General features: G+C 70.3%; 18 protein-coding genes and 2 pseudogenes. 9 read left to right on the top strand and 11 right to left on the bottom strand.

Annotated features, from left to right (window positions below):
• Positions 1–370: 370 nt before the first annotated feature.
• Complete coding sequence (locus ACFWP3_RS03015) at positions 371–1,213, bottom strand: MerR family transcriptional regulator (RefSeq protein ID WP_384215656.1); 843 nt, start codon at positions 1,211–1,213, stop codon at positions 371–373.
• A gap of 104 nt (positions 1,214–1,317) precedes the next feature.
• On the opposite strand from ACFWP3_RS03015, the gene ACFWP3_RS03010 reads away from it, so the two are divergent.
• Complete coding sequence (locus ACFWP3_RS03010) at positions 1,318–1,767, top strand: DUF2975 domain-containing protein (RefSeq protein ID WP_384215655.1); 450 nt, start codon at positions 1,318–1,320, stop codon at positions 1,765–1,767.
• Positions 1,767–1,988 carry a helix-turn-helix domain-containing protein gene (locus ACFWP3_RS03005; protein ID WP_384215654.1) on the top strand — a complete coding sequence of 74 codons (222 nt, stop codon included), beginning with the start codon at positions 1,767–1,769 and terminating at the stop codon, positions 1,986–1,988. Before ACFWP3_RS03010 ends, ACFWP3_RS03005 begins: the two co-directional genes overlap by 1 nt.
• A 242-nt stretch (positions 1,989–2,230) precedes the next feature.
• On the opposite strand, the gene ACFWP3_RS03000 is transcribed toward ACFWP3_RS03005, so the two are convergent.
• Positions 2,231–2,764 (bottom strand): EF-hand domain-containing protein, encoded by a 534-nt coding sequence (locus ACFWP3_RS03000; protein ID WP_384215653.1) that lies wholly within the window; start codon positions 2,762–2,764, stop codon positions 2,231–2,233.
• A 605-nt stretch (positions 2,765–3,369) separates the two neighbouring features.
• Here ACFWP3_RS03000 and ACFWP3_RS02995 point away from each other — a divergent pair.
• On the top strand, positions 3,370–4,053 hold the full coding sequence (locus ACFWP3_RS02995; RefSeq protein WP_384215652.1) for a hypothetical protein: 684 nt from the start codon (positions 3,370–3,372) through the stop codon (positions 4,051–4,053).
• A gap of 231 nt (positions 4,054–4,284) precedes the next feature.
• Here the strand turns inward: ACFWP3_RS02995 and ACFWP3_RS02990 are convergent, their stop codons facing one another.
• Together ACFWP3_RS02990 and ACFWP3_RS02985 are read right to left on the bottom strand one after the other, a co-directional pair.
• Positions 4,285–5,037 carry an excalibur calcium-binding domain-containing protein gene (locus ACFWP3_RS02990; protein ID WP_384215651.1) on the bottom strand — a complete coding sequence of 251 codons (753 nt, stop codon included), beginning with the start codon at positions 5,035–5,037 and terminating at the stop codon, positions 4,285–4,287.
• Positions 5,038–5,157: 120 nt separating this feature from the next.
• Positions 5,158–6,012 (bottom strand): hypothetical protein, encoded by an 855-nt coding sequence (locus ACFWP3_RS02985; protein ID WP_384215650.1) that lies wholly within the window; start codon positions 6,010–6,012, stop codon positions 5,158–5,160.
• Between the two features lie 398 nt (positions 6,013–6,410).
• On the opposite strand from ACFWP3_RS02985, the gene ACFWP3_RS02980 reads away from it, so the two are divergent.
• Entirely contained in the window at positions 6,411–7,151 is a 741-nt protein-coding gene (locus ACFWP3_RS02980) for a class I SAM-dependent methyltransferase (protein WP_384215649.1), read from the top strand.
• A gap of 70 nt (positions 7,152–7,221) precedes the next feature.
• Here the strand turns inward: ACFWP3_RS02980 and ACFWP3_RS02975 are convergent, their stop codons facing one another.
• The 5 genes from ACFWP3_RS02975 to ACFWP3_RS02955 all read right to left on the bottom strand — a co-directional run bounded on the left by ACFWP3_RS02975 (position 7,222) and on the right by ACFWP3_RS02955 (position 14,008).
• On the bottom strand, positions 7,222–7,872 hold the full coding sequence (locus ACFWP3_RS02975; RefSeq protein ID WP_384215648.1) for a hypothetical protein: 651 nt from the start codon (positions 7,870–7,872) through the stop codon (positions 7,222–7,224).
• A gap of 192 nt (positions 7,873–8,064) precedes the next feature.
• Positions 8,065–9,309 (bottom strand): Kelch repeat-containing protein, encoded by a 1,245-nt coding sequence (locus ACFWP3_RS02970; RefSeq protein ID WP_384215647.1) that lies wholly within the window; start codon positions 9,307–9,309, stop codon positions 8,065–8,067.
• 295 nt (positions 9,310–9,604) lie between these two features.
• On the bottom strand, positions 9,605–10,138 hold the full coding sequence (locus ACFWP3_RS02965; RefSeq protein ID WP_384215646.1) for an FG-GAP repeat domain-containing protein: 534 nt from the start codon (positions 10,136–10,138) through the stop codon (positions 9,605–9,607).
• Positions 10,066–12,954 carry an ALF repeat-containing protein gene (locus tag ACFWP3_RS02960; protein ID WP_384215645.1) on the bottom strand — a complete coding sequence of 963 codons (2,889 nt, stop codon included), beginning with the start codon at positions 12,952–12,954 and terminating at the stop codon, positions 10,066–10,068. The genes ACFWP3_RS02965 and ACFWP3_RS02960 overlap by 73 nt, the downstream gene beginning before the upstream one ends.
• 631 nt (positions 12,955–13,585) lie before the next feature.
• Positions 13,586–14,008 (bottom strand): MarR family winged helix-turn-helix transcriptional regulator, encoded by a 423-nt coding sequence (locus ACFWP3_RS02955; protein ID WP_384215644.1) that lies wholly within the window; start codon positions 14,006–14,008, stop codon positions 13,586–13,588.
• Between the two features lie 162 nt (positions 14,009–14,170).
• On the opposite strand from ACFWP3_RS02955, the gene eno reads away from it, so the two are divergent.
• Together eno and ACFWP3_RS02945 are read left to right on the top strand one after the other, a co-directional pair.
• Positions 14,171–15,478, top strand: a complete 1,308-nt coding sequence (gene eno, locus ACFWP3_RS02950) for a phosphopyruvate hydratase (RefSeq protein WP_384215643.1) — start codon at positions 14,171–14,173, stop codon at positions 15,476–15,478.
• 77 nt (positions 15,479–15,555) lie between these two features.
• A pseudogene (locus ACFWP3_RS02945) lies at positions 15,556–15,763 on the top strand (DUF664 domain-containing protein); the annotation flags it as partial.
• 549 nt (positions 15,764–16,312) lie between these two features.
• On the opposite strand, the gene ACFWP3_RS02940 reads toward ACFWP3_RS02945, so the two are convergent.
• Together ACFWP3_RS02940 and ACFWP3_RS02935 are read right to left on the bottom strand one after the other, a co-directional pair.
• Positions 16,313–16,513, bottom strand: a complete 201-nt coding sequence (locus tag ACFWP3_RS02940) for a DUF6479 family protein (protein ID WP_384215642.1) — start codon at positions 16,511–16,513, stop codon at positions 16,313–16,315.
• 181 nt (positions 16,514–16,694) lie between these two features.
• Complete coding sequence (locus tag ACFWP3_RS02935) at positions 16,695–17,672, bottom strand: teichoic acid biosynthesis protein C (protein ID WP_384215641.1); 978 nt, start codon at positions 17,670–17,672, stop codon at positions 16,695–16,697.
• Between the two features lie 416 nt (positions 17,673–18,088).
• On the opposite strand from ACFWP3_RS02935, the pseudogene ACFWP3_RS02930 reads away from it, so the two are divergent.
• From ACFWP3_RS02930 to ACFWP3_RS02920, 3 genes and pseudogenes are all read left to right on the top strand, one after another.
• Positions 18,089–18,417: pseudogene (locus tag ACFWP3_RS02930) on the top strand (IS5/IS1182 family transposase); the annotation flags it as partial.
• A gap of 62 nt (positions 18,418–18,479) precedes the next feature.
• Entirely contained in the window at positions 18,480–19,244 is a 765-nt protein-coding gene (locus ACFWP3_RS02925) for a maleylpyruvate isomerase family mycothiol-dependent enzyme (RefSeq protein ID WP_384215640.1), read from the top strand.
• Between the two features lie 61 nt (positions 19,245–19,305).
• On the top strand, positions 19,306–19,626 hold the full coding sequence (locus tag ACFWP3_RS02920) for a hypothetical protein (RefSeq protein ID WP_384215639.1): 321 nt from the start codon (positions 19,306–19,308) through the stop codon (positions 19,624–19,626).
• The last annotated feature ends 41 nt before the right edge of the window (positions 19,627–19,667 follow it).

Here is a 19,667-nt window from a genome sequence, read left to right as displayed (position 1 = left end):
GAGAAGGCGTCACTGTGCGCCGCGGAGGAACAGGACCCTTTGCGCAGCCCGGCGACCATCGAAGGAGCCGCCCGCACGGCTGGTCGAGCGCGGCATCGGGTACGGCCGACCCTGTCCCGTCTCCACTGGGGAGGACGACGGGGCCCCGGCGGCAAGGGTGCAGCCCAGTTGCGGTTCTGGGTCAACGGCGAGGACGTCGTCGAAGCGGCGGTCGGCGAAGACGGACGCGGCCCCTACACCTCTGATGCGCTGCCGGCCGGTCGGCCCAGCCTGCTCCGCGCGAAGTGGCTCGCGCTGAGGCGGACCACTGGCGGCAGGGGCCGTGAACCGTGCTGCTGGTGCGGTTGGCTGTCGGACCAGGCAGCAGTGATCAGTGGTCTGCGGAATGGGCGTCGCCGATGAGCTGCGCCGTGAGCTCCATGCAGCGCATCCGGGCGGGAGAGAAGTCGTAGGGCATCTTGGTGATCGCTTCGAAAGCGCTTATCTGCGTGTCCTCTTCCCCCTTCAGGTCGGCGTCGTAGATCTCGAAGAGCTTCTCCTCTGCCGTGTCGAGCCCAGCTGCCTCGATGGCTTGCTCCAGGGCGATTTGCTGGGCGCAGCGGCGTACGGCGAGGTCTTCGACACGCGGGTCGTCGGGCTCGACGCCGTCATCGAGGGCGGCCTCGGCCGCGTCGAGACGGTCTTCCTCTGCTCGCAGCTCGGGGTTCGTGGCCAGCGCGATGAACGCGCTGGCCTGGATGGCGGCGCCCAGCGGCCCGAAGATCCGTTCCGTGACGAGGAGGGCTTCCACGTCCGACGGCCGCAGCGCGCCCGGCGGAAGGTGGCTGAGCCGGTCCGTCACCAGTTCTGAGAGCAGCCCGAGCGGATTGCCCACCTCCTGCAAGCGCTGGACGGCCGCACGCTGACGTTTGATGGCGGCTTCCTGCACCGCCAACGTCTCCTCCAGTCTGCGCAGGATCTCCTCGATGTCCCGGGCTTCGTCGAAGGCGGCCCGCATGTCGTCCAGGCTGATGCCGGCCGTTGCCATCTTGCGGATCCACAGCAGGCGGATCATGTCTTCGTAGCCGTAGCGGCGGCGGCCGTCCCCGCCTCGCTCGGGCTCCGGCAGCAGACCGATCGCGTGGTAGTGGCGGATGGCGCGTGGGGTGGTCCCGGCGAAGGCCGCAGCGTCACCGATCTTGACCTGGCGGGGAGGCATGAGGGAGGGGTACATCGTGGATGGGGCCTTTCGTGCGGGGTGTCCCCACCACACCACATGCCGCTACGGCAGGTGCAACAACACCAACCAGGCCTCACCAGAAGCGCACCGTCCTCGCCGTGGTGCTCACCGGCAGCGTGTTCGTACAGGCATTGATGGTGTGGACGTTGGTCAGCGGGAGCGACCCGGAGGACGGGTCGCTGCCGCTGACCCCGCTGCGCGTGCTCACAATCCTGGGCGTCGGGACGGCCCAAGTCACACTGGTCTGCGTATGGCGACTGGTGACCATGGTGCAACTCGGTACCGTGTTCTCCCACGCCGCCTTCCGGTACGTGGACGTCATCATCGGCGCGATCCTCGCGGCTGCTCTCGTGTGGTTCGCGGTCACGGCCCTCAATGCGCCCGGCCAGCGGGACGACCCGGGTGTCACCCTCATCATGGGCGGGATCGGCCTGGCCATCCTGGGAGTCGCGCTCATCGTGCTCGTACTGCGGACGCTGCTCGCCCAGGCCGTCGCCCGAGACGTCGAAGCGTCACAGATGCAGGCCGAGTTGGACGGGGTCATCTGATGCCGATCACCGTCGACATCGACGTGATGCTGGCCAGGCGGAAGATGTCCGTGGGCGAACTCGCCGACCGCGTAGGGATCACGCCCGCCAACCTGGCGGTACTGAAGAACGGCCGCGCCAAGGCGGTGCGCTTCACGACGCTCGCCGCGCTGTGCGAGGTGCTCAACTGCCAGCCAGGCGACCTGCTCCGCTGGGAAACCGAGGACACTCCAGGCGCTTGAACCGCGCCCGCCGACACCTCATCGCCGAATCCCGATCTCCTGGGCTGTCCACGGTGCGCCGGGCGGGACGGGCCGGTACGCCGGTGCGGAGCGGACGGGCGGCTGGTGATCGTACTGCCCGAGGTGCTGTGCACGCCGCCCGCTCTCGGAGGGCTGCTGGAACCACCAGCCCCGACGATCACGCACCGTGGCTCTTGCAGTCCCCCGTCACCCGACCCGTGGCGACACCCCAGCCGAGCCGGTCACGGCCTGGCAGCGGAGCCGTAGACGGCACCCATGGGGGAAGCTCCGGTAGTGACGTAGTCATGGATCCCGGCCAGGTACGCGTCGCGTTCGATGAGTCCGTCGTGGTCGATGTCGAGGTCGTCGAAAGCCCGGTCGGCGTCCGAGGCGATGTTCCGCGAGGCGACCCTGAGGCGGGTGAACTCCTCCCGGGACAGCCGGCCGTCGCCGTCGCGGTCCGCGAGGTCGAAGAGCGAGCCGAGCGCCGGGCGGCAAGACCGCTCAAACGCGTCGTGCCCGGCCCAGGTACGGTACTCCTCGAACGTCACCCGGCCGTCGCGGTCGCCGTCCATGTCCGCCCAGACCTCCTCGTGGGCGGCGTATGCGGCAACAACCACGGAGTGTCCGGCTTCGCGGCCCATCGCCGCGGCCGCGCGATCCACCCTCGCGAGGTACTCCGCTCGCGAGATGACGCCGTCACCGTCCACGTCCAGCATGGCGAAGATCCGCCGCTTGGCCGCATCGGTGACCGTCACCGTGGTTCCTTCAGACATCGTCCCTGCTCCTGTCGGCTCGATCGACGATCACGCGCAGACCCGCATCGCTCACACCGCGGCCCGCATCATGATGATCACGAGCCCGGTTGTACCGGCCGACACACCATCAGCAACAGTCCTCCGTCGCAAGGTTCACCCGGCCGGGGAAGCAGGTTCACCACCGAAACGGCACTGCATCCCTGAACACCGGGCACTGGCATCCGTCGTGCCCGGTACAACTGGGCCAACAAGGGCGATGAGCCGGGTGTCGCCCCGGTCTGGCGCAACATCAGCCCCAATGACTGACCACCGCTGGTCCGTTTCCACCACGAGAACACGATGAGGGTGCCCACTGCTCCCCCGCCAGGCCCAGCAGCGCGGTTGTCGCACCCAGCGCCAGGTAGCGGTATTCGAAGCGGAGTTGGAACTCCCATCGGGCATCGGGCCGATGGAGAACGCCGCAATGCGCGGCATGGAACGGGCTCGGCTGCCGAGACCGTGCCGGCTGACATGGACTTCGCAGACGGTGTCGATCAGGTCGCGGAAGCAGCCTTCCCGCCCCGCCTGGGCCAGCTGCGCGGACAATCGGCGGTACACGGCCGCGGTCACAGAGTGTCCGAGGCATGCGCTTGGATGAGCGCGTGACCGTTCATGACATCGCTCGGCAGCTGCCCGAGATAGCCGTCCTCCGAGACCATTGCCGTTCCATGGCCATGCTGGAGGCGGCCCTGAGTCCTGAGTGGGGCGACCGCTACCACTCCTTCGATGCCCACTGGTCCGGGACCGAGTCGATGGCCTCGATGCGCGACGGGTCGGGTGATGAGTACTCGATCGTCTTCGGGGCCGTCGGCGCGTACATCAGGGGGTTCGCCCATGAATCACCCATGAGTCCCTATGTCGAGGACGGGCCGTGGCCCGGCGTACTCGACGAGGTTCCTGAGGTCTTCCGGCCGTGTGTTCAGGAACCTGCGTTCTCGGACGAGGACGGGATGCCTGTCATCACGGCATGCATATGGCGCGAGACGGGTGACGATGCCTGGAAGACGGGGACCATCGACTTCCCTGAGAGCGTGGTGGGCGACCCGGATGGCGCCGGGTGCTTGTTCCAGTTGCTCGCGGATCGCTCGGCAGAGGCGTTTCAGCGGTGGGCCGAGGACTACTACGAAATCAGTATCAGCTTGGAGGCTGTCCGTCATGTCTTTGCCTTGCGCCCGCTGACCGAAGCGGTGCTCACTGCGTTGAACCCTGACGTCACCCTTGACGATCTCGCCGGAGACATCGCCGAGATCGGCTATCCGCAGGGTTGAGGCATTCGGCAGGGGTCGCCGGTCTCGATTTGGGTCGCAGCTCAGGAGCGCGGCGCAGGGTGTGGGGCAGCACCCGGCGCGGACGATCGGCGATGCGGTGCCGAGTTGTTCATGCTTGAGCATGGAGGAAGAAAGGTTCCGCCACGCCGCACACTCGCGCCGTGTCCCGGCGCCGTACCCCGACCCCGCTCAGGCGGCCGGACTTGTCGTCCGGCCGCACAAGAGTTGGGGCTACTTGTCGCAGGCCACGCCGTCGCCGTCCTTGTCGAGGGCGGACCGGTAGCCGGGCTGGCCCTTACGGATGGGCGCCGCGCCGGCCGCCTTGGCGGCGTCGCAGTTCTTGTAGTAGGCGCTTCCGCCCCCGCCGGTACCGGAGGTCCCGTCAGCCTCCTCCTGGGTCGGGGTCGGGGCCTTCGTCACCTCGGCGTGCAGCCGGGTGCCGGTGGCGGCCGGGCACGTCTTGCCGGGCGCGACGAGGTGGAGGGTGGCGTCGGCGGGCGCCGCTCCGGCCGCGGGGCTCTGGAAGCAGACGCCCCAGTTGGAGTGATACGAGGCGAGGGGCACATCGGTGTAGACGCTCAGCGCGCTGACCTTGGCCACCCCGGCACCCTTCAGGGCCTTTTCGGCCTGATCGAACGGCATCGAGACCACGTTGGGCAGCACAGGAGCCGCACTCGGCTCCGCGGGCTTCCCCGGAGTGGTGGCGGCGGAACCCGGCGAGGCGGTCGCGGCGTTGGCCGCCCCGACCTTGTCGTCATCCGCGGCCTTGTCGTCGCCACCGGAGAACAGCACGATCAGGAACCAGAGGGCCGAGAGCACGGTGGCAACGATCTTCTTGCCTTGCGTCCACCGGGTCATCCAGGCCAGCGCGATCCCGAGCGGGGGCAGCAGCACGAGCGCGGCGATGATCACACCCGTGCGCTGCCACCAGCGCTGGACGGGCTGCTGGGGATAGGGGGCGTGCTGAGCAGGTGGCGAGTACACGTTTCTCCTGGTGACAGTGCAACAGATGTTCAGACTGCAACCATTTTTGATCATGATGTCGCTACATGCCACCGAAATGGTTCATTCCTGATTTGGCGGGGAAGGGCTGTTCGGTCGGCGTCAGCGGGTGCGTACGGCCGTGACGGTGAAGCGCTCGACTTCCGCCAAATGGCCGCCGGTGGAGGCCACGATCGTCAGGACCGGGTCGGCGGGGCGGGTGTACGAGACTGTCGCGGTCCAGGGCTGGTCCGAGCCCCCGCCCGGGGTGCAGCAGGCGGTGCCCAGTGGCCGCGCCGACGACGGCTCGCGCACGTCCACCCTGATGCTCTCGTCCACGCCGGTGATCCGTCCGCCGACCCCGAGCGGGGAGCTCGCCGTGGCGCCGTACGCGGGTGCGGTCAGCGTGAACGTCGTGTCGTCGGTGCCCACCACCTCCCAGGGGGCATCCGGTCCCGTTCCGTAACGCACCAGGTGGATGACTGCCGCGGTGCCGCGACGGGCCTCCTCGGGGGCGCTCAGGCCGACGCCGATCCGGGCGTGCCGGCCACTGACGGAACGCGAGGAGATGCGGTCGATCCCACCGAAGCCCAGGTAGTCCTGGACGAAGGCCAGCGCAGTCTGGTCGGCGTCCAGGTGCCAGGGCTGGTGGCCGCCTTCACGGTAGGACCGTTGCCATTCCTGCACGTGCGCGGGCGTGGTGAACGGCCACAGCGGCTGCAGGCCCTCTCCGAGGGCCGGTTCGGCCGCTCCGGTTGCCGAGCCGGCAGGGGCAGGAGAAGGGCTGGTCGAGGTGGGCGTGGTGGGCTCGGGGGCCGCCGACGCAGAGACAGAGGGTGTGTGGGGTGAGCCGGTCGGCCGGCCGGTGGACGCCGGCCGCTCCGGGGCGCCGTCGTTGCAGCCTGTCAGCAGCAGCCCGGTGATCGCCGCCGCGGTGAGGAACCGATGGGGCCGGGTGGGCCGGAGCCTGATGATCATGGGGACTCCAGGACGGTGGCGCCGGACGAGCACACCCCCGCGCTGACGGGTGCTGCCGACGGCGCCATCGTCCCACCAGAGCGCCCCGCTGGGAAGTCAAGACGCCCCCACCGACGTCAGCCTCCAGGACCTCAGGGGCGTCCTCGCACGGCCCGAAGCGGAACAGCCGCGCGGCGGCGGTCGTCGCGCCGGGCAAGGACCTGGGAGGGAAACGGAACACGGCAGCTTGGTGAATTCCCCAGCGTGCGGGGCGGATTGGAGGGATCTCCACACATCGACGGGGGTCGCTTTTTGGATCTTTCACCAGTACGAGGTCAGTCCGCTGGCGGATGAGACTTCCTCCACGGGCCGCGGCTCATTTCAGGAGCCGACGCCACAAATCGAGGGGAACCGCCACGATGAGTGGTCAGCTGTACGACGGTATCGGGGAAGCCTTCGAGGGCTTCAAGACCCTGCCCATCATCCGCTACGCCGAGGTACCGGGCTTCCTCGCCCTGGTCGGCGACGTGACCGGGAAGTCCGTGCTGGACATCGCCTGCGGGACCGGCTTCTACAGCCGTGAGCTCCGCCGCCGGGGCGCGTCCCGGGTCTTCGGGTTCGACATCTCCGGCGCGATGGTCGACGCCGCCGAAGCCATCGAGCAGGCAGAGCCCCTCGGCATCGCCTACGAGGTCGGGGACACCGCCAGCCTGCGGACCTTCGACGAGCCTTTCGATGTCGCGGTGGCCGTGCAGGCGTTCAACTACGCCCAAAACGTCGCCGAGATCGAGCAGATGATGCGCAACATCCACCGCAGCCTCAACCCCGGCGCCTCGTTCTTCCTCTTCGTGCAGAGCCCGGACTTCGACTTCGACGGCCCGTCGCTGTCCAAGTACGGCTTCCTGTGCGAGTCGACCGGGAAGGACAGCGAGATCGGCCGGGGGATCCGGCTCACGGCCCTGCTGGAGCCGCCCGTGTCGTTCGAGGCCACCGTGCCGTCGCAGGAGACGTACGAGAAGACGCTGACGGCGGCCGGGTTCTCCGCGATCGAGTGGGTCCGCCTGGACGTCTCGGAGGCCGGCGTGCAGGAGTTCGGCGAGGAGTACTGGCAGGACTACGCCGGGAACCGCCCGCTGACCATGATCCGCTGTACCGCCTGACCGACCGTCCGCCCTCTCGCACTCACCCGGCCGATCCGTCGCTTTCGGTTCGGCCGGGTGGGGGCGGCCCTCAGGCGGCGAACGGGTTGGTGTGGCCGGGCAGCTGCTGCCCCGGGCGCACGAACCGCCGGCCGCCCAGTTCGTCGCGCACCGCGAGGAACCCGGCGGCCGTCAGCCGCCGTGCGATCCTCCCGCGGCGGATCGCGCCCACCTTGAACGCCACGGTGAGGAGCAGTGCGACCGCCCCGCCGGAGGCCACCGCTTCGACCGGCGACCTGTCGATGAGCAGGAGGACGGTCAGGACCGCGCAGGCGAGGTAGCCCTTCACCTTCTGGCTCCGGTCGGCGACGTACAGGGCCATGACGTCGAAGGTGATGAGGTCCTTCAGCACGGCCACGGCACCGGCCGCTTCCGGGAGCGGCTTCAGAGAGTCCGGCTCCAGCCCCGGCGCTGTCCCGCCGTTGCCCGCCCGCGGATGGGCGGTGATGGTGGCCGCCTCGCGGACGCGTGCGTCGGGCTGCGGGTCCCGGTACATCCGGACCTGGACGAGCGAGTTCTTGAAGCCCGTCCTGTACGCCGTGCCGTACGTGTAGCCGTACTGCTCCGCCACGTACGCCAGGGCGGCCGCCTTCGGCGTGGAGCCCTGGGGGGCGATCTCGACGATGTCCTGCTGACGGGCGATCTGCTGGAGCATCCCCGCTACGTGACGTTCTACGGACATCCTGTCCCCCGGCCCGTTGGGACCCCGTGCCTGGGGCCGACCGGCGCACAGCCTAGTGGCGCCGGATCATGCTCCTCACGACCAGGTCCTCAACGGCCCCGTTCCGTGGGCGGGCAGCGTAGTCGCCATCGGGGGCAGGGGCGGGTGGGCCGGCGCCGTGCGGTGCCGGCCCGGGCTGGTGTCACGGGCATTTCAGGGTGCGGGGGCGGTCCGCGGTTCCTGCTCTTGATCCTGCTGCTCGGACAGCCCCTGGAACCAGTGCGCTTCCGGCGAAGCGTCGACCGACGGGTCGAGCGGAGGCGAGGAATCGTGGCCAGGCTGGCTTCCGGGGTGGGGCTGGTGCTGACCGTCGCCGGGCTTGGCCTCCGGGTTCGGCTTCGGCTTGTGCTCGGAGTGGCCGCCTTCGATCACGAAGGCCTCGGCGATCGGCGAGGATCCCGTCGCGCTGGGGCCACCGAGGGCGTAGACGCAGTGGCTGTGCTTGTTCCCGGGGCAGGGAGCCGTGGCCGCGCCCGGGTTGACGCGCGCCGTGGGGAGCGGGGGCAGGGTCGCCCAGGCGTTCGCGGCCGGGGTGTAGGCCTCGAAGGTGTTCAGGACAGGGTCCAGAGCAGTGCTGCCGCCCACGGTGTAGACGCAGCCGTTGCTCATGCCCTTGGGGCAGGGGGCCGCCGCCGTGCCGAAGTCAGCGCGGGGGGTCGGGATGTCGGCCGCGTACTGCCATTGGCCGAGGGCGGGGCTGTACACCTCCACCGAGGGGAGCAAGCCGGGGACGCCGGTACCGCTGATGGCGTACACGCAGGTGCCGTGAAGTTTCAGGTCTCCGGGGCAGGGCGCGGCCGCGCCGCCGTGGGCTTGGCGGGCGACCTGGAGGGGCGGCAGGGTGGCCCAGGTGTTGGTGGCCGGGCTGAACGCCTCGACCGTCGCGAGCGGGGTGTCGGTGCGTCCTCCGAAGACGTACACGCAAGTTCCCCGCAGCCCCAGGTCTTCGGGGCAGGGGGCCGTGGCAGCAGCCGTCTCCGCGCGCCCGGTGGGCATGGACCTCACGGTCAGCCACACGTTGGTCTCTGTGCTGTAGGCCTCCACGTTGTTCACGTGCGCACCGCGCCCGCCGATGCCGCCGACGACGTAGACGCAGTCGCCCTTCACCCCGCCGGGGCAAGGCGCCGTCGTGGTCGCGGGGTCGTAGCGCGGGAACTTGTGGGCGGGCAGGGTGACCCAGGTGCCGGAGGCGGGGCTGTACGCCTCGAGCTTTTGTCGGTCGCCCGTATCGACGGCGCTGACGGCGTAGACGCAGGTGCCGTGGAGCCCTTCCGGGCATTTCGCAGTCGTACTCGCCACGACGCTGTAGAACGGCCCCGGCATGTCCGGGAGCGTCACCCACACGCCCTGGGCGGTGGCCGCGGTGGCCGCCAATGCCAGCATGGGGGCGAGGGACATGACGGCGAGCCGGCGCAAGAGCGGGCGTCTGGGTCGGGCCGGCGGGGAAGCCTCGTATGCGCTTCGCGGGACGCGCCTCATCGGGCACCTCTCTCCGGGCGTGCCTCGGCGAGAGCTGCCGTGGCGGGAAATGGGAGCACCCGAAAGTTACCTACGATGATCCGATTAATGCGGAGCGTGACGACCGTGCGTTCCGAGTCTTACCCGGTCGGCCGATCCCGGCCCCGGCGCCCAGACCCCGGCTCCGACCGGGAACCGGTGTGGCCCGGCCGAGGCCGGGCCACACCGGGCTGGTTCAGCTGATGGCCTTGATGCCGTTCCAGCCGCCGCTGCCGACCTGCGTCACCGGGCCGTCGATCGGGCCGTGAATGTCCCTGCCGCCCTTGTAGAACTTCAGGGTGCCGTCGCCCGCGGTGGCCCACATGTCTGCGGTGCCGTCGAGGTTGGCGTCGGCGGCGCCGGCGATCAGCGGCCGGAAGGACGTGGTGTAGGCGCGTCCGTACTCGGTCCGGCTGCTGAAGGTGCCGTTGGGCTGTCCGAGGTAGTGGTACAGGATGCCGTCCCTGGTGTCCCGGGCGAGCAAGTCGACCAGGCCGTCCTTGTCGGCGTCGCCGGGGGCCGTCAGGGTCATGACGTTCCAGCCGGCGGTGCCGATGAGGACGGGTGCCCCGAGGGACGGGGTGGTGCCGGGGATGCCCGCGTACCGCCACAGCTTGTCGGAGTGCTGGACGACGAGGTCGGGGTGTCCGTCGCCGGTCATGTCGCCGACGCCCACGGCCTGGGCGGTGGTGGGCAGACCGCTGCCGCCTCGGTCCTGCGCTTGGTCCACGCCGTATGGCGAGCGTCCAACGCAGCCTGTGCGGCGGCCCTCGCGTCCTGGCCGGCGCGAAGGGCGGAGGCGTGCGCATTGTTGGCGTCCGCCTGCGCACTCGCGGCGGAGGACACCGCCCGCTCGGCCGAGGCCATCGCCCGACGCATCGAGTGGTTCGCGGAACGGGCCGCCCCCTGGGCCACGGACGAGGCCTGCTTCGCGCTCGCCGCGGACTTGGCCGCCGCGGTTGCCGCCGCGTCCGCGGCATCCGCGTTCTCCCGCGCGGTCCGTGCCGAGTCGGCCGCGTCCTTGGCGTGGCCCTCCGCCTTCAGCTTCCAGTTGTTTGCCTCCGTCGCCGCCTTGCGGGCTTCCGCCGCGGCCTTGGAGGCCCACGCGGCGTCCTCGAGGGCCTTCGCGGCGACCCTGGCGGCATGCGCGATGGCCGCGCGGATCGCGGAGACGTGGGTGATGTGGTCCTGGTCGAGCCGGGTGACGTGGAACTTGCCATGGGTGACGAAGTTCCGCCGCATGCGGGCGGGGCCCTCCAGGACGATCTGCGCGGCCGACTTCGTATAGGGCCCACCGGAGTTGAGGAGGGCGAACACCTCGACGTGGTCGTCCTCCTTCACCGCTTCCACGAGTTCGACGCTGAGGAAGCGGTGCAGGGCCATGGCGCTCGCGTCGTTCAGCGCCGCCTCTGCCTTGGCATTGACGGCGGCGCCCGGGTTCTGGTTCAGCAGCGTGAATACCGCGACGCGGTTCTGCTCGGCGGCGGCTTCTATCGCGCCGACGGCGAGGAAGTCCCGCGCCGCGTTCGGATCTTCGCTGGCCAGGGCTCGGTGAGCTGCCTCGGCGACCGCGGAGGACGCGTTCGTGGCCATGGCCAGCACCGTCTCCCGGTCGTCCTGCTGCTCGGCGAGGAGGCGGGCGGTGTCGATCCAGTTGGCGACGTCGTGGTCGGAGCCGGCCAGGGCGAACTCGGCGGCTTCCTGGGTCCATGTACCAGTGGAGTCCAGGAGCTTGACCGCGGCCTGCCGGCCGGACGTGACGGCCGCGGCCATGTCACCGCCCCGCAGCGCCGCGGTGGCTGCCGCGACGAGGTCCTTGATCTCCGAGGCGGTCTTGTCCGCCTGGGTGCGCTGCCTGGCGGCCCGGCCGACTTCGTCGGTCTCCTCCAGAGTCAGCAGGCGCACCTCCTCGATGGCCATTTCGGTGTCCGCGGCGATCCGGCTGGTCTCGGTCTCCCGGGCCGCCTGCTCCACGGCCTGGGCCTCCTTGACCGCGTCGGCAGCCGTGTTGGCCGCCTGCACCGCGGCCGCGGCATGGGCGGTGGACCGGTTGGCGTAGTCGATCGCCTTGCCCGCGTTCGCCGCGGCTTCCTCGGCCGCGGCCGCTGCCTTCTCGGCGTGGGTGGCGGCACTGTTGGCGGCGTCCCTGGCCACCCGGGCGGCGGTCGCGGCCCGGTTTGCCAGGGTTTCGGCGATGCCCGCGGCCCGGCCGGCCCGCGCGGCGGCGGCGTCGGCCTCGGCCGCTGCCGCCCTCGCCTGGGCGGCCTGCGACTTGGCGGCGCCCGCGGATGCGGCGGCGTCGTAGGCGGCGTTGGCGGCGGCCGCCGCGTTCTGGGCCGCGTGCCGGGCAGCCGAGCCGGCTGCGGCGGACTGCTGGGAGGCGGTGGCAGCCTGGTCGGCGGCCGCGGCGGCGGTACGCGCACGGGCGGCGGCGTCCCGTGCGCCCTGGGCGGCCTGACGTGCTCCCGCGGCCTTGGAGGAGTCCTTCGACGCGGCGATGGCCGCGTTGTAGGCCCGGGAGGCGGCATAGCCGGCGGAAGCGGCCGCGCCGGCGGCGGCCTGCGCGGCCTGCGCAGCACGGCTCGACGCCGACTGCGCCGTACGGGCGGCGGATATCGCGACCTGGGCGGCGCCGGCGGCACCGCGTGCGGCGCTCGCGGCGCTGTTGGCCGCCCGCGCCGATTTCCGGACGTCGCTCTGGGCGGCCCGCGCCTCCTCCGCCGCCTTCAGCGCGGCGGCCTTCGCCTTCTCGGCCGCGTCCTTCGCCCGGTTGGAGGCGGCGACGGCCTGCTCCGTCTGGAGCTTCGCCCGGTTGCCCTCCCGAACCACGATCTTGACCAACTGGTCGATCGTCGCTGCTTCCTCGTCCCGCGCCCGTGCGATGTGCTGCCCGGAGACGAGGAACTGGTGGATGGCCTGCGGTGACCCGTCGCTCAGCGCACGCTCGGCGTACTTCTTCACCTCGGGGGACGCCGTACCGAGAAGGGAGAAGACCTCGGCCCGCTCGTCCTCCTGCTGCGCGGTGAACTGCGTTTCCTCCAGGAACTTCCGCAGCGCGGCCTGGGTTCCGGTCTCCAGGGCCTTGCCGGCCTCCCGCTTGATCGCGGTACCGCCGTTGTTCATGACGGTGAACAGGGCCGCGCGCTGATCCGTCTCCAGCGACTGCCGGTATCCGCCGTCGGTCAGATAGGCGGCCATCGCCGCGTCGCCGCCGGACAGCGCCGCACTCGCGCTCTCGCGGACGGACTGGCCCGCGTAGGGGAGGACGGTGAGGATGCCGAAGCGGTCGTCCTCCACCCTCGCGGCGTGAAGTTCATGGGTCAGGAAGGCGGAGAGGGCGGCCGGGGTTCCGACGAGAGCGGCTGCCGCGGCCTCGCGTACCGTCCGGCCCCCGGTCTTGTACGCCCATACGGCCCTGCCTCGCTCGGTGTCCGGCAGGCCCTCCCCCGCGGGATCGGGCCCGGCGGCGTAGGCCGGGCCGGCCGTCAGGGTGACGGCCGAGGGCAGGGTGGCGACGGCGGCGGCCCCCGCGATGGTGCTGAGCATCCGGCGCCTGCTCCAGAAAGACGGCGACGTCACGTGTGATTCCCCCTACGAATACTGCGACGCAGGCCTGTGGGCCTGTACGTCGGACAATGCGGCGGCGCGGGGGCGGCAACCATGCCCGGCCCGTGCGTCAACCACCGTGAAATTCCATGCCGTTGGCCCTGCGAACCTCCCAGGTGCGGCCGACGGCTCCCCCCGATCGCCTGCGTCTGCCCGCCACGGCCGAACGCTGTCACCGGAGGGCGGAAGTGAGTCTCGCGGGAAGTGATCACCCTTTCCAGGGTGTGAAAGTGCAGATAATTGGACTGCCGCCCAGACCCCGGGGCCGGCCGTCGGGCCGCAGGGCTGAGCCAGGAGCAGCAGGGCTGAGCCAGGAACAGATGGGGACGTGCTGAGCGGACCGGTGACCGGCCCGGCCTAGCGCACCGTCGCGACCTCGCCGGTGCGCTACGCCGACGGCGAGGGACTGCCGTTCCGGCACGCCGAGGCCGGAACGGGCTGATGCTGACCCGCACCTGACCATGCAGAACCGGGCAGCTTGATCCGCCGATGCATCACCTGGCGAGAGCGGCACGCCGACGCCCGGCGCCTACAAGCCGTCGCCGAGAGGGCAAACGTCGCCTGACCCGCACTAGCGTGCAGCGAGCCGCTCCAGCAGGGCGGCGCTGCGTGCCAGCAAGGCCCGTTCCTCGTCGCTGAGTTCGGCTTCGATGGCCTGTGCGAGCCAGCCTGCCCTGCGGCCGCGCTCCGCTTCGAGAGCGGCCCGGCCCGCGTCGGACAGCTCGACCAGAGACTTGCGGCCGTCCGTGGGGTGCGCCCGGCGCGTGATCAGCTGCTGGTCCATGAGCAGCCCCACCGCCCGGGCCATCGACTGCGGACGTACGCGCTGGTCGGCGGCGAGGTCGCTGGTGGTCATGGCGCCGTTGCGGTCGAGCGCACCCAGTACGGCGGCCTGGCCCAGCGGGATGCGGTCCTCGTTCTTCACGCGTCGCAGCAGTTTGCCCATGGCGGTGCGCAGGTCGGCGGCGATGGCGGCGGCTTCCGAGGTGGGCATAGGGCACCTTACCCCGCTATTCAGCGTTGCTGCGCACCTGACCTGCACAGTCTTGCTGCACAGCTAAACTGAACAGCATTGCTGTATGGTTTGGATCGTCGGGCTCAGCGCCAGCGTCGTCGCAGCCGGGGCCCCGGCACACGACAACGGGGAGGAACCACCATGTCCGCACAGGCAGTCGGGACCGTCGACGCCACCATCCAGACGGTCACCGCCCGCAGGATCATCGACAGCCGCGGCAACCCCACGGTGGAAGTCGACGTCGTCCTGACGGACGGGTCCCTGGGACGCGCCGCAGTCCCCTCCGGCGCCTCCACCGGCGCCCGGGAGGCCGTGGAACTGCGCGACCAGGACTCCGCGCGCTGGCACGGCAAGGGGGTCGACCGTGCGGTCGCCCACGTCAACGGGGAGATCGCGGCGTCCGTGCGCGGCCGAGACGCGGCGGACCAGGCGGGGCTCGACACCGCGCTGGTCGCCCTCGACGGCACCGCGACGAAGGCCCGGCTCGGAGCCAACGCGGTCCTCGGCGTCTCCCTCGCCGCCGCCAAGGCTGCCGCGGCCGCCCAGCGCCAGCCCCTCTACCGCTACCTCGGCGGCACGGACGCCAACCTCCTGCCGCTGCCGATGATGAACATCGTCAACGGCGGCGCCCACGCCGACAATCCGCTGGACTTCCAGGAGTTCATGATCGCGCCGGTGGGTGCGGACACCTTCGCCGAAGCCGTCCGCATGGGCAGCGAGGTGTTCCACACGCTGCGCCGCGACCTGCTGGCCGCCGGGCACTCCACGGGCGTCGGCGACGAGGGCGGCTTCGCGCCCTCACTGCGTACCGCCGAGGAGGCCCTCGACTTCGTAGTGGCCGCCATCGAGCGCACCGGCTACCGCCCCGGCACGGACATCGGCCTGATCATGGACCCGGCGTCCTCGGAGTTCTTCCGCGACGGGGTGTACGACTACACGGGCGAAGGAGTGCGCCGCAGCTCCTCCGAGAACGTCGACTACCTGGTCAAGCTCATCGACTCCTACCCGATCCTCTCCATCGAGGACCCGATGGCGGAGAACGACTGGGACGGCTGGCGCGAGCTGACCGCCCGCGTCGGCGACCGCTGCCAGCTCACCGGCGACGACCTGTTCTGCACCAACGAAACGCTGCTGCGCGAAGGCATCGCCAGCGGCGCCGGCAACTCGATCCTGATCAAGGTCAATCAGATCGGCACCCTGACCGAGGCGCTGGCCGCCGTGGCCACCGCCCACCAGGCGGGCTGGACCGCCGTCATGTCCCACCGCTCGGGCGAGACCGAGGACACCACCATCGCCGACCTGGCGGTCGCCACCGGCTGCGGCCAGATCAAGACCGGCTCGCTCTCCCGCTCCGACCGCACCGCGAAGTACAACCAACTGATCCGCATCGAGGAGGAGCTGGGCGACTCGGCGCGCTACGCGGGCCGCTCCGCACTGCGCCAGGCGTGAACAGCGCGCAGAAGTAGAGATTGAGTGGGCCCCCGATCGTGGTCGGGGGCCCACTCGTGTGCCGGGGTGACAGAGTCCATGCCGACACGAACCTGTTCGCCGTCATGGTCCATGTCCTCGGCGAGTCCATCCGGCATGCCGGGCAGGCCGATCCTCCGCGAGAATCTCGACGGCCGGACCGGGTTGCGCGCCGAACACGAGACGCCGATCGACGAGGAAGCCCGTACGGCCTACCGCGCGAAGATCGAGCAGGCCGCCAGGTCGGCCGCACCATTCAAGGCTTAGAGGTTCGTCCCTTGTCCGTGCGGGCGCGGTCCACGCGGTCCGGGTCGGCGGGCGCGCCGACGCCCGGGCCGGTCCTGGACGCAGCTCCCGGCGGGCGGCCGTGTTCGTCGACCATCGCTCCCTGGTCGGGGAGCAGCGCTGGGCGGGGGTTCGGGGGGGCCGGGTCCTTCTCACCCATGGTTTTCCGCCTGCCTTCCTCCGCTACGGAACCCAATGCCGCGGCGGGTGCCGCCGGTGACTGGGCTGCCTCGGGCTCGGGTCAATCGGTCGGCTCTTGGGGCTTGGCATTGCCCGGGCCGGCAGCGGGCTGTCCGTCCTCGTCGTTCCCGTCCTTCTCGTGGCCGTCGCGCCGGGGCCGTCTGGCCTCGGTGTCCGGAAGATCGGGGGCGGGCGGGCCGGAGGGCGGAAGGTCAGGGGTGACAGCGTCGCGCTTCTCCGGCACACGATCCGGAAGCTCAGGATCCGACGCGGCACGATGCATGACAAGTCTCCTCGGTATCTCGGTAGCGGCACGGGTATGCCGCTGCCGCACGGGCGTCTCGCGGCCGACTACTCATGCTCCGGCGTCTCCCACGACTGCGCGCGCCGCTGCGCCACGGGGTTCTGCTCGACCGCTCGAGCCGACTCCCTGCGCCGTCGTCGACTGCCGTACCAGAAGGCACCGATCAAAAGAACGACGACGACCACACCGGCGAAGATGAGGAACAGCGCCGGCTGGCCTTCGGCCGCGAAACTCTCAGTGGCAGTCATGACCGGCGCCTACCCACGATCGGCAGGTCTATGGCCCCGGCCGCCGGCTCCCGCTTCCCACCCTGCAAAACAAGGAGGAGGCCGGAAGCCGTACGTGAAACGGCCGGCCGACGTGTCCCGGGCATCAACCCTCAGCGGTCGAGGCCCGGCGGCCGACCACCGGCCGCCGGGCGGGCATGGCTCAGACCAGCGCGTTCTTGTAGAAGATGCTGGAGCGCCGGTCGCCCTCCACGCCCGTCGCGAACCCGATGAAGAGGCGGGCCTCGCCTGCGTCGGTGCGGTAGATCGCCAGGCCCTCGGGCTCACGGTGGTTGAGGGTGGAGCCGGCCTTGGTGAGGACGGGACCCTGCTTCACGGTGCCCGTGTTGATGTCGACGCTGGTGACGTAGGTGTTGCCGTCGCCGGTGGGGGTGCCGTCGCCGGGGTACGCGTCTCCCGTCAGGTAGTACATGTACGAGCCGTAGAGGGTGTACCCCTGCGCGGTGCCGGAGATCGTCGGCTGCTTGAAGTCGACCAGCGGCGAGCCGAAGCTGCGCGTCTCGAAGGCGGAGAGGGGGTAGACGGCGATGCGCTTGCCGGCGCTGGTGTGGTAGCGCACGATCATGCGCCGGTAGACCGGGTCGACGGAACAGGTGTACTCGGTGGCCCCGGAGATCGGCTGGTAGGCAGCGGAGGCAGCCGGCGAGTTCAGGGTGGTGTTGGCGGTGTAGCGGATGGGGGCGAGCGCGGTGCCATAGCCGTTGGAATTCGCGTCACATTCGATCCACAGCTCGGTGCCGGAACCGCTCGGCAGTGCGGCGAAGGCGACGCCGTGGCCGAAGCCGTTGAGGTGCATGTACGAGATGTAGTTCCCGTCGAAGTCCATCTTGTTGATGCACAGATCACCGGCGGACTCGGCGCTGCCACTGCGCTTGGTCGCCACGAACAGGAACTTGTTCACCCAGTCGAAGGCAAAGCTCTGCTGGACCCGCGCACCGTGCGTGTTCTTGGACCGGAACAGGTCGTACGACGGTTCCGTGAGATCGAACCGCTTGGTCGCGGTCACATCAGCCGAAGCGGTCTGCGCGCCGACGCCGAGGCCGAACGCGGCAAGCGAGGCGCCAACACCGGTGCGTATGAGGCCGCGACGGGAGAGGGCGTAGCCAGGGTTGTGGTTCATGGGGGGAAAACTCCATAGGTACGTGTATGTGGGGGGGGTGGTGCCACGTGATGCTATCGACCTCAGGTGTGGTGTGACCTGCCGGGCCTCGGTGGGCATTTGGGGAGCCGTCAAGGGAAGGCCGGTATCCGGCGGAAATCGGGTCATCGCGTCGGATACAGCCTGCGAGGCCCTGGGGGTGACTGAGACGACCCCTTACGACGCCGACCGTGCCCGATTCACCCGCCAGGCTCTGGCACGCCTCGTCCTGTGCGATCACGCAACGAATGTTGCAGATGGCGCAGCCGGCAGCCGGCCTGGTCGCCACCGAGAACGACCCTGACACCGGTCCCGGAGGTCGGATAGGAGCGACCGGCGATAGGTGTCGGCGAGGTGACCCGGGCGGCAGAACGGCCACTGGTCCACGTGATCATGGAGTGCCCGAGGATGTGAACGTCAATTTCGACCGGGGCTTCGGCAGCAACAAGTACCGTATCTTGCAGGAGAGTTGGGCTTCACTGGTGAGATCGCCCGCAAGGGTGTACCCGCCCCGATCCAGGCCGGCAAGAAGCGGTGGACCGGGGAACGGACGCACTCGTGGATGAACGGCTACGGCAAGCTCCGGCGCTGCACCGAGGGGAACGGAGCGGTCGTCGAGTTCTACCTCCACCTTGCCGCGACTCTCGTCACCCTCCGCATGCTCATCCGACGCTCGACGAGCCGCTACCGCTGGGACGGCCGCCCCACCACCCGACGCCTCAAGTGATCCATCTGCCGGTCCGTCTTAATCGAGTGCGAGAGTCCCGGTCCGGGTGATACAAGGTCCGCGTGACTGATCATCTCTACTTCCCCACCCTGCTGCGGATGATTGACGAGCGTTCCGCCGCGTTCCGCGCCGCCGTCGCCGCGGCCCCCAGCCTCGACGCCGACGTCCCGTCCTGCCCGGGCTGGACGCTGTACGACCTGGCGAACCACCTCAGTGAGGGGGACCGCTTCTGGGCCTACATCGTGCAGAACACCGCGCCGGGCGACGAACGGCCGAGCAAGGACGGGCTGGCGGCGCCCAGGGAGCGCGAGGCCCTCATAACCTGGCTGGCCGACTCGACGGAGCAGCTGCTCACTGCTCTGCGCGAGGCCGGCCCGGACCGGGGCTGCTGGGCCTGGTGGGAGCCGTTGGCCTCGCCGCACACGGTGGCCGCCGTGGCCCGCCGCCGCGTCCCGGAATCGCTGATCCACACCTACGACGCCCAGCTGGCCTCCGGTACCCCGCGGGAGCTGCCGACGACCGAGGCGGTCGACACCATCGAGGAGTTCCTCGCCACCGTCTGCACCGGCACGGTCCCGTGGCCGGGCGAGCCCGCCACCATGGACTACCACGCAGCCGAGGCCGGCTCCTGGCGCCAGACGGTGGACGCCGCCGGTTCCCGCTTCACCCGCCTCACCGCGGCGCAGGCCGCCGAGAGCAAGCCCACCGCCGCCATCTACGGCACGGCGAGCGAGCTGGCCCTGCTCATGTACATGCGCATCCCGGCCGACTCGCTGCGGATCGAGGGCGACGCCGACCTGCTCCAGCAGCTGCAGGACTGGGGCTGAGGCCGAGCCGTCCCAGCGGTAGCGGCTCGTCGAGCATGCGGAGCGCGCTCTGGCCTCGGCCGTGATCTACGAACGCGAGCGAGGAAGCTCCTGGACAGAGATCGCCCAGTACCTGGGCATCAGTGCGGCAGAAGCCGAGGAGCGGTTCGCCGCAAACCTGGACGACTGGAACACGGCCTTCGTCGTCCCCTATCGGCTCGACGAGACCGGCCGAAAGCGCATACCTCAGCTGCCGACGGCAGCGTACGACCCCGCCTGGGCATGCGACCAGCTCGATACCTGGGCCAGAAGGCGGCTCATTCTTGTCAACGACAAGCGTCCCGTCAGCTCGGGTCTCGTCAGGGCCATGCCGGAGAAGGGGGTCCCGGAGGTGACCCCGTAGCGGCGTCTGCTGGGAAGGCGATCGCTTCGTCGAAGAGACTG

Origin of the sequence: Streptomyces sp. NPDC058525 (assembly GCF_042719495.1) — a bacterium.
Taxonomy (GTDB): Bacteria; Actinomycetota; Actinomycetes; order Streptomycetales; family Streptomycetaceae; genus Streptomyces.
The sequence above is the reverse complement of the archived record's forward strand: the minus strand, read 5'-3'. Positions and strand labels throughout refer to the sequence as shown.